The sequence below is a fragment of the Carboxylicivirga litoralis genome (assembly GCF_025499605.1).
Lineage (GTDB): Bacteria > Bacteroidota > Bacteroidia > Bacteroidales > Marinilabiliaceae > Carboxylicivirga > Carboxylicivirga litoralis.
On record NZ_JAFMVC010000002.1, the window covers coordinates 295,096 to 309,119 of the forward strand.

Sequence of the window (14,024 nt, forward strand, 5' to 3'; positions counted from 1 at the left end):
TTTTTAATGGCGAACTAATACTAACAATGCAATTTTTCAAGATTCAGAACGTTAAAAATAGAAATTTCTTGTACAGTTATAGCTATTTTTGTGCTTTTTGATGAACAATTGTACTTGAATGAAGTATAAATTGAAGTAAATGCTCCTGATTAGTCAGTAGTAAGTCAGATGGTTAAAGAAAGATAATGGTTAGATATTTATATATAGTTTTACTAATGTGTTTTTGCCAGGTGGAGGCACAAACATACTCGGGGATGGAATATTTTACGTGGTTAGGCTCTGAAACATCTGGTTATAAGGAAAGACCATTTCAAATACAAGAATCAGCTGAGTTTAACGAATCGAGTCAGTTGCCGGTAAAAGTGCTGCAACATGCTTTACCATACTTTGTTGAGCTTGATGATTTGGAAATCAATTACACCATTGAAACTTCGAGTGTAAACGATGAAACCCAGGCTAATTTTCTAAATGCATTGAATCCAAATGATTTTGAGTTTTTAAAAAGCCATGTTGTATGTGTTAGGGGAGAATACTTTCTGCAGTTGGAAATAATACCGCTAGTGTACGATGACTTTGAGAAACAATATCACCTGGTCAATGAACTCAATTATACCATAACAATACCTGAAACTAAGATAGAGCCCGTATTAAAAAGTACGCAAGAGGTAAAGAGTAATTCAGTATTGGCAAGTGGCAAGTGGGTGAAAATAAAAGTCAGTGAATCGGGCATTCATAAAATTCCCTACTCTGTGCTTTCTTCATGGGGGTTTTCAAATCCACAAAATGTGAATGTTTTTGGTAATGGTGGTAATATGTTGCCCCGGTCAAATGCAGCTTTTCGGCATGAAGATTTAACTGAAAACGCCATTATTCACCAAGATAATGCCATTTATTTTTATGCGCAGGGGCCAACTGCTTGGAGCTATAATGCCACACGAAACATGTTTGAGCATCAGAAGCATGATTATACCGATGTTGCCTATTACTTTTTATCGGACAGTAATGGGGATGGTAAACGGGTGCAAGCCAGTGATTTGATAAGTGAAACATTTAACATCGAAACTGATGAGTTTGATAGCTATCAATTTCACGAATTCGATAATCAAAACTTGCTAAAATCAGGAGTGGAGTGGTATGGTTTGCGATTTGATCCGGGGCAAACGCGCAGCTATACTTTTGAGTTTACAAATAGGGTTATTGGTAAAGACGTTAAGTTGCATACCAATCTCATTGGCAGATCAAATGTGACTTCTTATTTTAAAACTCATGTTGAAGGCGTTAGGGTTCAGGATATAAAAATTACAAAGGTAGATTATTCTAATACTGTTGGAGCATTCGCTAACGAAGGTCAGGCATGGTCGAATTTTAGTTCTTTTAAAAACACTATTACAGTTGATTTGACTTATGAATCTACATCAAGTGGAGCCAGTGGTTGGCTTAATTATTTGTGTTTGAATGCAAAAGAGCAGTTAATTGTAGATAAGCAGTTGCAATTCAGAAATGCTGATGTGACAGGGAGTGGAAATGCTACACGTTTTTACCTGGTTGGAACTACGTCATCCACCCTGCTTTGGGATGTAACTGATCATACTTCAGCGAAAAGTATTTCGATCAATGATTATAACGGGAAACAAGGATTCACTTATCAAACCAGTGAATTGAAGGAGTTTGTTGCTTTTGATAAAACGAGCAATTTACCTCAGCCCGAATTTGAAGAGACAGCAGATAACCAGAATATTCATGGAATTTCAGTGCCTGAGATGCTAATTGTTGTACATCCTTTATTTGAGAGTGAGGCTCAACGTCTGGCCGATATTCATCAGAAGCATTCAGGCTTGCAGTGTGAAATTGTTTTTCCATACCAGATATATAATGAGTTTTCGTCTGGTTCGCCTGATATTACTGCTATACGTGACTATGCTCGTTATCTTTATAAAAAAGAAAAAGACTCGAAGTTTAAATATTTGCTACTGTTTGGCGATGGATCGTTTGATAATCGAACGTATAATGACGAAAACACGAATTTTATCCTGACCTATCAATCATATAATTCCATAAATATTAAAGATTCGTATGTTTCTGATGATTATTATGGTTTTTTGGATGATACTGAAGGAAACAATATACTGTATGATAAGCTTGATATTGGCATTGGACGCTTTCCTGTAAGTACACTCGATGAGGCTAAAGTAATGGTAGATAAAATTGATAACTACCTTAATGAAAGTGCTGTTGGCGCCTGGAAAACGGATATTACTTTTTTGGCTGATGATGGAGATAGTAATCTGCACATGCGACAGGCCAATGAATTATCGACACAAGTCTATGATGATTTCCCATCCTTTAATCATAATAAAATATTCTTTGATGCCTATCCTAAAGTGACAACTTCTTCTGGAGATCGTTATCCGGAAGTGAATGAAGCGATAAAGAAAACAATTGGAGATGGTACTTTACTGTTTAACTACACTGGACATGGTAGCGAGCGCCAGTTATCTGAGGAAAATGTATTAGACATTACAATGATAAAAAGTTTTACAAATATTGACCGTCTGCCTGTTTTTGTAACTGCGACTTGTGAATTTAGTCGCTACGACGATTATCATGATACTTCTGCAGGAGAATGGGTGGTGCTATCGCCATTAGGTGGAGGTGTGGCATTATTTACTACCACACGTATTGCCTGGTCGCACGAGAATTTTCAGATTAATAAGAGCTTTTATAAAAACATATTTAGCCAAGATGAAGAAGGTAATAAGATTAGGCTTGGTGAGGTTATTCAAAATACTAAAAATGCTCAGAGTAGTACAAGTGTTAATAAGTTAAATTTTACCTTGTTGGGCGATCCTTCGCTGCAATTGGCCTATCCTCAGGGTAATATTCTTACAAAGAGTATCAATGGCGAAGAAGATCCTGCTAGCAGAGCAGAGATGAAGGCACTTACAATAGCCGAAGTTGAAGGAGAGATTAAGGTTGAATCGCCAAGTAATTCGGTTGTAACAATGCAGGTTTTTGATAAGCCGATAACTGTTAAAACCCTTGGCAATAAAGGAGCTGTGCCATTTGAATACCAAGTGTATCAAAATCGTATTTATCAAGGACAGATGGAGTCAGAAGGCAACCATTTCTTGGCTTCTTTTATTATTCCAAAAGATATTCGTTATAACGTAGGCGAAGGTCGTATTAGCTATTATGCTTATGGTGAAGATGGTGTGGAGTCGTTTGGTGCCGATAATACAGTGTTGATTGGTGGTGTATCTGATAATCCGCCTAATGATGCGGATGGCCCTGCAATTAAAATGTGGTTAAACGATGAATCATTTACGAATGGTGATGTAACAGGTTCGCAACCGGTTTTGTACGCTGAACTTTCCGACGAGAGCGGGATTAATACAAGTGGAGTAGGCATTGGTCATGATATTACTTTAGTGGTAGATGATGAACGTTCTTTGCCAGTTAATTTGAATGCGTATTACACCTCAAATTTTAATAGCTTCACAAGTGGAATAGTCACTTACCAGCTGCCACAATTAACACAAGGAAATCATACACTGGAGTTAAAGGTTTGGGATAATCTGAATAATTCATCTACAGCAAGCCTGAATTTTGAAGTGTATTTAGATGGCGGTTTGCAGATAAGCAATGCGTCGGTTTATCCGAATCCTGTTGAGCCGGCTGCTCCTGTCTATATTTCGTTTAATCACGATGCGCCCAATATGCTACTTGATGTGACTTATAGCGTTTACAGTATGAATGGCCGTTTAATTGAACGTCATGAAACGACCCAGGCTGCTATAGGAACTTCCATCGCACCTATTGAATGGACACCTTCATCGTCGTTGCAGAAGGGTTTATATGTTTTACATTGTGAAATTCGTTCTTCCGAAAATCAAGTTGGGAAATTCTCGAAAAAAATACTGGTGGTTAAATAATAAAAAGTGATTTTTGCAGTTCTGTAAATACTCCCCTAACACAATGGACTAGTAATTTTTGAAGAGAGTTATACATTATGAATCAAAATATGAAGCAAGTATTGACAAAAGTAAGCCTCCTTGTTGTGGCTTTTCTGTTGAGTTTGAATGTGATGCAAGCGCAGTCAGATGGTAATAACGCTATCACTACTGCTGCCCCGTTTTTGAATATCAACCCGGATTCAAGAGCGGCTGGTATGGCCGATGCAGGGGCTGCGACAACGCCAGACTTGAATTCTCAGTTTTTAAATCCCGCCAAATATGCTTTTATCGATGGCGATATGGGTGCTGCTATTTCATTTACACCGTGGTTGCGTAAACTGGTTGACGATATTAATATGTCAACGGCTACATTTTACTATCGATTAGACAAAATGCAGGTGATTAGTGCCTCATTACGTTATTTTTCAATGGGTACCATCGAGTTTACCGATGGAATTGGAACACCACTTTATAGCGGTAAGCCCAATGAATTTGCTATTGATGCCGCTTATTCGCGCGTACTATCAGATAAATTCTCAGGAGCTGTTGCTTTTCGTTACATCCGCTCTGACCTGACCAATGGTTTTTCAAGCGATGGTGGTGACTTAAAGGCAGGTAATGCGTTTGCTGCAGATATTGGTTTTTACTTTAGAGAGCCTATGCGTGTTAACCGCAATGATGCAGAGTTTACGGCTGGTATCAATATTTCTAATATTGGTTCAAAAATTAGTTACGACGGCATTAATAAAGAATACCTTCCAACCAACCTGAAGTTAGGTTTAGGTTATGCAATGGAGCTTGATCGCTATAATAGCATTGCCTTTGCATTAGATTTTAATAAGTTATTGGTTCCATCGAATCAGATTAAACCGGAAGATGCGGATGAGGATTGGGTTGACCCCAATGAAGACAAATCGGTTCCGGCAGCCATCTTTGGTTCATTTAGCGATGCACCAGGTGGTTTTGAGCAGGAAATGCAGGAAATCACATTTTCATTAGGTGCTGAATATTGGTACAACAAGCAATTTGCCATTCGCGCTGGTTATTTTCACGAGCATGAAAACCAAGGGAATCGTAAATTTGCATCAGCAGGTTTTGGATTGAAGTTTAACATGTTCACACTGGACGCTTCTTACATTATTCCAATGGTTCAGAATAATCCATTGGCCAATACAATGCGTTTTTCTCTTTCATTTGATTTGAGCGACTTCAAATAAGAACTTTATTCATTATATTTGAAAAGACCTTAGGGAATATCCTTAAGGTCTTTTTTTATGCATTAACTATGAAGATAAAAGTAGGATTTGGATACGATGTTCACCAGCTGGGTGAAGGCGAAGAATTATGGATTGGCGGATTGCACATTGAACACACCAAAGGGAGCATTGGACATTCGGATGGCGATGTGTTGATTCATGCCATATGCGATGCTCTATTGGGAGCTGCTAACAAACGTGATATAGGGTTTCATTTCCCCGATACCGATCCAAGTTTAAAAGGTGTTGATAGTAAATTATTATTGAAAAAAACCATGCAATTGATACGCGAAGATGGATTTGAGTTGGGAAATATTGACAGCACAATTGCGTTAGAACGTCCTAAGCTAAAGAACCTGATTCCTGATATGCAAACGACTTTAGCTAAAGTAATGGATATTGATGTAGCAGATATAGCTATTAAAGCCACCACAACCGAAAAACTTGGTTTTGTGGGAGAGCAAAAAGGAATCGCTGCTTATGCTACAGTGTTGATAGAAAAAATATAATACTCACCTAATACCAAACCTATGGATAAGCCAGTACTAAAGTATTTTTCTCATCAGCGATGTAATGTTTGCAAAGTGTTAAAACCCAAAGTGCAGCAAATGTTAACAGAGAAGTTTCCAAAGATGAGTTTCGAATATGTAGATATTGAGGAACAGCCTGCTGTTGCTGCCGAAAACCAGGTTTTTACCGTTCCTACATTATTAATATTTTTTGAAGGTAAAGAGTATTATCGCTTTGCACGAAATGTTTCGTTAGGGCAATTAATTGATGCTATCGAACGTCCTTATCAGATGCTGTTTGAATCGTAGTTTGATGTGTTTTTTAACTATTTTTAGTCAGTAGGTATAAGTTTGTGTGGATGTGCATGACTTTTGGCTAAAAATACCTTAATTTAAAGAGCCCTAAATTTTTACAGTAGTTGAAAACACATCTATTTCTAATATTGCTTGCTGCAATTTCTATTTCTGTTGATGGACAAAACCTTTTGAAGATCCGAAAGGTGAGTTTTAAAGGGAATAGAACGATTAGCGCATCAAAGCTTGAGGGAGAATTGAGTCTTCATGCGGCTACTAAGTTCGGAGAGCGGTTTTCAGACAAAGAGGCCGATCGATTTACCATGCCACTTTACGAAGAAAATCTGGATAGAATCAGGTACGTCTACCAAAAAGAAGGATTTTTAGATGTTCAGTTCAATGAGCCAGTCATAAAAGTCACTCGCAATAATAAGGTTAAACTGACTTTCAATATAATAGAAGGCGAACCGATTGTGATGAGCGAGATTAAGTATACGGTCGATTCAATAAAGTATGAAGATTTTCTGGCTAAAAAAACACGACGTAAAATTCGCTTGCAGTCTGAATTGAAAGTTGGTAAACGATTTCGGGATGAATGGTTTTATACCGATCAATCATTTATCAGCGAAGAATACAATAACATGGGCTATGCTTATGCCAAAGTAAAGCATAAATTGAATGTTGATACACTTCGGAGAACGGCTGAATTAAACTGGATTATCGATAAAGATAAGCTTTGCTATTTTGGACCTATTGTGATGCAAGGCAACGAGCGTGTGCCAACAAAAAAAGTGGCTAAACAATTACGTTTTAAAACGGGTGATACCTGGTCGAAATACGAAATTGACGAAAGCCAGAAGCAGATTTACAACCTGGGCATGTTTCGGGTGGCTTCTATAAAAACACTATTAAGCGAGGAAAAACCAGATACTCTGCCAACTATGATAGTGCTTAAAGAAGCACCTCGATGGTCGTCAAGGTTTGGTGCTGGATATGGGCGTGAAGATGATTTTAGGATATTTGTTGATATTCAGTATCTTGGGTTTATAACCAATACTGGTCGAATTAGTCTTTATGCCAAACACTCAGGATTAGAGCCTTATAATTTTCAACTAAAATTTATACAGCCGGCGGTTATATTTCCTTTTAATTCCATGATAATTAATCCATTTTTGATGAAGCAGAACGAACCTGCCTACAGAATTATCAGGAATGGTTATAACTTAACTTTCCTTCAGCATTTTTCCGAACAGTTAAATACTTCTATTAATTTTTATTTAGAGGATGTTGATTCTGACACGACGCTAGTAGAAGGTAAACGTTCGTTGGCGACTAGTAGTGACTTAGGTTTTGATAATTATAGTAAATCAGGTATCTCCGTCGGATTTATATACTATAATGGATTACCGCGCCTGGATCCTGTTACAGGGTTTTCATTGGCCGTTAATGTTAAACGTAATGGTACTTTTATTGAAGAATCGGTACCTTTTTACCGTAGCTTGGTTGAGTATAAAAAATATTTAGGTCTTAAGCCGGGTGTTACAATGGCCTTAAAAGGAAAGATAGGAGTGGCTAAAATGGCACAAAATGATGGGCTGGTACCTGTTGAAGAGCGGTTTTATGGCGGAGGCAGCTATTCGGTCAGAGGTTGGGGACGAGCTCAGTTAGGGCCAAAAGATGCCGAAGGTAAGCCCATCGGTGGAAATAGCTTATTGGAAGGAAGTATCGAAAATCGCTACCTGATTGCTCCGAAGTTGATATTTGCGGTATTTTGTGATGTGGGAAACGTGTGGCAGGATTCGTTTTATTACCGCTTTAATGATTTGCATTACGCAGCAGGATTTAGTTTTCGCTTTAAAACGCCTATAGGCCCTGTTGGACTCGACTTTGCGCGACCAATTTTCGACACTGAAAAACGATGGCAGATTCATTTTAATATAGGGAACCCATTTTGATATGCTTAAAAAACTGTTCAAATATCTGCTTCTTTTTATTGGCCTTTTAATTGTTTTATTAATTGGAGCCCTTGCTTATACTCAAACGGCATCTTTTCGTGAGTTTTTGCGAGTAAAAGTACTTGAAGTGGCCAATCCCTATTTTAATGGCAAGTTGGCTATTGGGCGAATTGATGGGAACCTTTACAATTCGATTCATTTGAGTAATGTTGCGCTCACAGAAGGTGATTCAACCGTCCTGAGCATTGATTCAGTTTACCTTAACTACAGGTTGGTTGACCTATCAACAAAGCATATACAATTGGATACAGTGTTTTTTCAATCGCCCCAATTCAACCTATGGTACAAGGATAGTACTACCTTACACCTTATGTATGTGTTTGATAAAATAATTGAGATTGCTAACTCCACGCCCTCGAATTTCCCAATCATTCTTGATGTTAAAGATATCGCTTTTGAAGATGGACAGGGGAAATATCAGCTTAGCTATGGCAAAGAGCCAATCGTATTTCAGAAGATAAATATGGAGGCGAGCGGTTATTTTAAGAAAGAACATGTTGAGCTGACCCTTCATGCTATGAATATAAAAACGGATAATCCTGATTTTGAGCTTCAACAAGGTCGGTTTCATGCATTGAAACAGCGTTCGATTATTCAGGCAGATAGTATCTATTTAAAAACCAGAGCTTCAGAATTATCAGCTGATGTTCGGTATGTGTCTAATAATGATTTTAAATTAAGGCTAGAAGCTAATCCTTTGGATAAGAGTGATGTTGTTACTTTTTTGCCTGACCTGCCGCTGCGGTCAATTTCTGAGCTGAAATTTGGCTTAGAATCCGATGATGAAGTGTTGCAGTGCGATGTATTATTGGCTAAAGGTCGAAAGCACGTGGGTTTAAATGGTTCGTTTTTTAATCTTCCGGAAGCATTGAAAGATAGTAGCCAGACATCGGAATACAACGCAATTATGTTTTTCAATGAATTTGTACCCGAAGAGTGGTTTGAGATTGACCAAACGGGTGCTTTTCTGAATGGTTCATTGGCTGTAGATGGTGATAACGTGTTTGATTATAAGAGTGATGTCAATGTCAAGGCTCGTTTCAATCATTCATCCTATCAAAATACGGTGGCCGATACACTGCATTTTGATGCCTCGCAGGTGAATAAGCTGATTAAAGCAGAAACGTTGGTGGTGTACAATAATAGCCATAGCGAAGGGCACCTGACTATTAACGATTTGTATGAGACGCCCGTTTATTCAGCTAATTTCATGACACGCAATCTAGACATCGGAGCTATTCAACCAAGTGCCAAAAACACCATTGTTAATGGCCATATTGTGTTATCCGGGAGGCATATTTTATCGGATGAGCGTAACTTTATCACTCACGCCGAATTATACGATAGTAAGGTTTACGACATTGGTGTTGATACGGTTGTATTGCGTTCAGCCTTTAAAGGAACAAGCCTTAGGATTGATACATTGGCTTTTATTGTTCAGGATAACACAGTGATAAGTTCGGGAACGGTTGATTTTGATACTTTTGATTTTGATACTCAAACAAAGATCAGGAGCCGGTATTTGGGATTCCTCAAAAAGTTTGATGTTCCTGAATTTTCATTCAACGAAGCAAATCTTAACCTTTCTTTAGCTGGTAATCTAGATTCTGTAAGTTACCAGGGTGAGATGAGTGTATTTAATTTTGGATACGACTCCATGTATGTTGATATAATTAATGCTAATGCAATGGGGCGTTATCAGCCCGATTCTTTATCGGCACGAGGCGTAATAAGTTTACTAAAATTTTCAAATCAAGGACAAAACCTCGACAGTCTGCGGCTTCAATTTGATTATGCCAATAATAGTTTGTGGACACTGATAAACCTGGCCCGGGAAGATACAATAAGGGCTTCGGTGGAATCGGAATTAAGTATACAGGATACTGTAGAGCTGCATCTTGCCGCTGCTGAGGTCGAATTTCCGTGGACGCACTTTTATCTAACGGACGCCAGGCAGATGCTCAAATACCATAATAGTTCGTTGTTAATTGATGGTTTGGAAATTAAGGATAAAGATAATGAAGACTTTAGCTTAAGAGCCAATGGGAGTCTAAGTGCCAACAATGTTGAGAATTTCGAGTTGGATATGGATAATTTAAACTTGCATTTGTTTAATCATTTTATCGAATCATCCGATAGTATTGGTGGTCAATTATCACTAGCTGCTAAGCTGATGGGGTCGCCCGATTCTGTTATTTTAAAGGGCGATTATCAACTGAGAAATATTTATTTTAATGAAATTGTAGCGCCAAAGTTGGAAGGTCATTTAGCCTATGCTGTAGATACCTTTGCTGTTGATGTTTGGTCACCGGACTTAGATAGCACGGTTTATGCAAATGCTCATTTACCCATTAAGCTGATCCTGGATTCGGCGGGCTATAGCATGAAAGTGCCTGAAACATTTAAGGCCGAAGTGGTCGTAGACTCGCTTGAGGTGGTGACACCCGATATTCCTGAGTTTGCTCACGTGAAAGCCGGAATATTAGTGGATGGAAAGGTCAGGGCAGAAGGCGCATTTGATAAACCACTTTTTTATGGGCAAATAAATTTAGACAATGGTTTTGTAGATGATCATGAGCAGGGCGTTTATTATAAAGATGTTCACGGACAACTTGTTTTTCGTGAAAACAATCTCAATGTTGATACATTTTATATTGGTTCAACCAAAGGTTACTATGCTTCAAAAGGACATCTCTTATTCGATTCAACACTTGTTTCGGGTAAGATAATTGCTTCAAATATTGAAACCGATATAAAGAATTTTCAAGTAGTGCAGCATAAAAACTACGATGTCAATATAAGTGGAAATCCGCATTACCGGTCTGATATAGAGGGTGAACCGCGTTTTGGGGGAGGCATTCTGGTGAATCGCTCATCCTTTTATATACCTGGCCTGGTAACTAACGATGAAGATCAGAAACACACTAAGAGTACGCCATTGTTAGTGGTAGCTATTCATGAGAATGATTCAACTTATCGGATCGAACAAGAGGTGGAAGAGGAAGAGATGTCACCATTCATGCAACAACTTAAGGGGCGCTTAAATATTGAAATACCACGAAGTACCTGGCTCAAGAGTGATGATATGAATATTGAAATTAGTGGAGATATGGATGTGGCAAAAACGGCTGATTATTTCGAGCTGTTCGGCGACGTGGAGGTGGTTAGGGGTTATTATATTCTTTACGGACGCAAGTTTAATATTGAAGAAGGAATCATCACATTTATGGGTGGTGAAACACTAGATCCGCGTTTAGAAGTAAGTGCCGATTATGTTTTCAGGGGGAGTGATAAGGAAAAGCACACGCTTGAACTTTCCATATCGGAATATTTATCGGAACCTGAGATCAGCTTTACATTAGATGGCGTGTCAATCTCACAGTCGGATGCCGTTTCTATAATGGTATTTGGCAAAACCATGGATGAATTAAGTTACGATGGACAAAATGGAATTGTCGGTTCTGTTGGGTCTAATATGCTGGCCAATATGGTAACATCCTCTTTGAATAATACTATTGGACAACGCTTTAAGTTGGATATGATAGAAGTTAATTCAACGCAGAATTGGGAAACAGCTGCTTTTGTGGTTGGAAAATACATCACTAACGATTTGTTTGTCATTTATCAGCGAGGATTTGGAGAAACTGAGGATGATGAAATTACACCAGAATCCATCACGCTTGAATATGAATTAAGTAAAGTTTTATTCTTTCGATTGCAAAGTGGTAGTTCCAAAACATCAGGATTTGATGTAATTTTGAAATTCGAATCATCTAAATAGTTTAGCTATGATGAATGTTAAGGAAATTAAGGCTTCCCATAAAGAAATTTGCCTGCTTTTATCTGAAAAAAAAATCAAAGATAGCCTGGATCAGATTCAGGTTTTGGTTAAAGAGTCACAGAATGGCGATTTAATTGATAATCATTATAATATTGAATTTACCTATAAAAATATTCTTAAGTATACGGTTGAGGGGATTACCGACCCTGAGCGGCAAAAAGTGTATAATCACCTGTTAAGAGATGTTTATCACCTTGCCGATAAAGTGTGTGATGTGTTGTTAAGTCAATATTCGGGCGAGTTTGTTTACGAGGAACGAAAGGAACAGGGCGACCTTAATTTCCAGATTGCTATTGATGAAATTAACTCAATTTGGAGTTCGATTGAATTGCAAAAAGTTGTCGATTCCAACGCCGAGAACAAACCTGAATTGCAGACGGCTGTTAATAAGCTGTTCAATCAAATATGGTCAGTTTCGGCAATAGGTGGCGCTAATAAGGCTTTGTTGCGCGAATTTGTTGATAAAAGCACAATTCCATTGCATTACAAAGCAACCATTGTTGGGGCCATCAACTTATCGTTAATGCGCGATTTTTCCTTTGACTATATACACTTGTTAATTGAGTTAAGTACACATTCTGACGATGAAATTAGTGCAAGGACATTGGTGGCGCTTTTATTGGCACTTAATAAGTACGATGCCCGTTTGCCATTATACCCTGAGTTGTATACTCAATTATTTATGACGATTGAAGAAGCAGGATTGCAAACGTTGATTCAAAGCATAGCTATACAGTTGATAAGAACACGTGAGACAGAGCGGATATCGAAAAAACTGAATGATGAAATTCTGCCAGAGGTGGTGAAGATGCATCCTAAATTAAAGGATAAGCTGGATTTAGATAATCTGATCAGTGATAATTTGACTGAAGGTAAAAATCCAGATTGGGAAGATGTGTTTAAAGACTCACCCAACCTGATGGATAAAATGGAAGAACTGACTCAATGGCAAATGGAGGGAGCTGACGTATTCCTTTCCACATTTAAGCACCTTAAACACTTTTCATTTTTTAATGAAATTAGCAATTGGTTGATGCCATTTTATCCAACACATCCCGATGTACAACAAGCTCTATTTAAGGAGGATGCCGTTTTTAGTAGTCAATCTTTGCTCGATGGTCTAGCCTCATCTCGTTTTTTATGCAATTCTGATAAATACTCGCTTATACTGAGTATTCCACACATGCCGGGTATGCAAAAGGAAATGATGGGACAAATGTTTTCGGCGGAGATAGAGCAAATGGTGGAATTGCAAAAAGATGAGCAGATGTTGCAGGCTAATCAAAAGAAGTTGGTGGCGAGCAATCAGTTTATTCAGGATTTATATCGTTTGTTAAAAGTGCACCCACAGAAGCACCAGTTTGAGGATGTTTTTGCCCAGAAAATGGATTTTTATAACCGATGGTTTTTTAGCCAGATGCTGGACGATTCGGATTCGTTGCGTGATATAAGTGAGTATTATTTTAAGAAGAACTATTTTGAAGATGCTTTAGAGATATTTCAGAAGATAGCTGATAAGGAAAAAAACAATAAGCAAGTTCTTCAAAAGATGGCTTATTGTTACCAGCAAACAAAGCAATATGAAAAGGCCTTGTGCTATTATCAGCAGGCCGAGTTGTTGGGTTCTCAGAGCGTTTGGAACAAAAAGAAGATTGCTCTGTGTTACCGACATCTGAATGATCCTCAGAAGGCATTGGATTACTACAAAGAAGCTGAGAAATTAGATGCAGAGAATTTGCATACACAAGTGTCTATTGGTCAGTGTTTGCTTGAGTTGGAGGATTTTTCTGAAGCATTAAAGTATTATTTTAAAGTCGAATATCTCGATCCGGGTAATAATAAAGTAGGGAGACCAATTGCTTGGTGTTCTTTTGTGGAAGGTAAATTTGAACAAGCCGAGAAATACTACCATAAGCTGATTGTAACTGAAAAAAATAAGCACGATTTAATCAACTTGGGGCATACTTTGTGGTGCCAAAAAAAGCGCAAAGAGGCTCTGTCGTTCTACCAGCAAAGTATACAATTGCCTAATCATTCATTAAAAGAGTTTATCGTCACCTTTATGGCCGATGTGCCATATCTGAAAATGCATGGAATCGATTCTGGAGATATTCCTTTGATGCTGGATCAGGTGCGATATTCACTTGAAAGCTAAC

7 protein-coding genes are annotated in these 14,024 nt (G+C 38.1%); all 7 read left to right on the plus strand.

What is annotated here, in order from left to right; all coding sequences use genetic code 11:
- Positions 1-254: 254 nt before the first annotated feature.
- The 7 genes from porU (at position 255) to J1N10_RS03445 (ending at position 14,023) form a co-directional block, all read left to right on the plus strand.
- Positions 255-3,932 (plus strand): type IX secretion system sortase PorU, encoded by a 3,678-nt coding sequence (gene porU / locus J1N10_RS03415; RefSeq protein ID WP_262325267.1) that lies wholly within the window; start codon positions 255-257, stop codon positions 3,930-3,932.
- Between the two features lie 89 nt (positions 3,933-4,021).
- On the plus strand, positions 4,022-5,170 hold the full coding sequence (gene porV / locus J1N10_RS03420; RefSeq protein WP_262325268.1) for a type IX secretion system outer membrane channel protein PorV: 1,149 nt from the start codon (positions 4,022-4,024) through the stop codon (positions 5,168-5,170).
- A 68-nt stretch (positions 5,171-5,238) separates the two neighbouring features.
- Positions 5,239-5,718 (plus strand): 2-C-methyl-D-erythritol 2,4-cyclodiphosphate synthase, encoded by a 480-nt coding sequence (ispF, locus tag J1N10_RS03425; RefSeq protein WP_262325269.1) that lies wholly within the window; start codon positions 5,239-5,241, stop codon positions 5,716-5,718.
- A gap of 21 nt (positions 5,719-5,739) precedes the next feature.
- Positions 5,740-6,027: a thioredoxin family protein gene (locus J1N10_RS03430; RefSeq protein WP_262325270.1), complete on the plus strand. Its 288-nt coding sequence runs from the start codon at positions 5,740-5,742 to the stop codon at positions 6,025-6,027.
- A 110-nt stretch (positions 6,028-6,137) separates the two neighbouring features.
- The gene (locus J1N10_RS03435) at positions 6,138-7,967 is read left to right on the plus strand and encodes a BamA/OMP85 family outer membrane protein (RefSeq protein ID WP_262325271.1); all 1,830 of its coding nucleotides are present in this window, start codon (positions 6,138-6,140) and stop codon (positions 7,965-7,967) included.
- Position 7,968: 1 nt separating this feature from the next.
- Positions 7,969-11,808, plus strand: coding sequence for a translocation/assembly module TamB domain-containing protein (locus J1N10_RS03440; protein ID WP_262325272.1), 3,840 nt, complete (start codon positions 7,969-7,971; stop codon positions 11,806-11,808).
- Positions 11,809-11,815: 7 nt separating this feature from the next.
- Positions 11,816-14,023, plus strand: a complete 2,208-nt coding sequence (locus J1N10_RS03445) for a tetratricopeptide repeat protein (protein WP_262325273.1) — start codon at positions 11,816-11,818, stop codon at positions 14,021-14,023.
- Position 14,024 lies beyond the last annotated feature (1 nt).

Bases quoted from the DNA above. Each gene is read 5' to 3' on its own strand.
- porU (WP_262325267.1), top strand. From the start codon at position 255: ATGGAATATTTTACGTGGTTAGGCTCTGAAACATCTGGTTATAAGGAA.
- porV (WP_262325268.1), top strand. From the start codon at position 4,022: ATGAAGCAAGTATTGACAAAAGTAAGCCTCCTTGTTGTGGCTTTTCTG.
- ispF (WP_262325269.1), top strand. From the start codon at position 5,239: ATGAAGATAAAAGTAGGATTTGGATACGATGTTCACCAGCTGGGTGAA.
- J1N10_RS03430 (WP_262325270.1), top strand. From the start codon at position 5,740: ATGGATAAGCCAGTACTAAAGTATTTTTCTCATCAGCGATGTAATGTT.
- J1N10_RS03440 (WP_262325272.1), top strand. From the start codon at position 7,969: ATGCTTAAAAAACTGTTCAAATATCTGCTTCTTTTTATTGGCCTTTTA.
- J1N10_RS03445 (WP_262325273.1), top strand. From the start codon at position 11,816: ATGATGAATGTTAAGGAAATTAAGGCTTCCCATAAAGAAATTTGCCTG.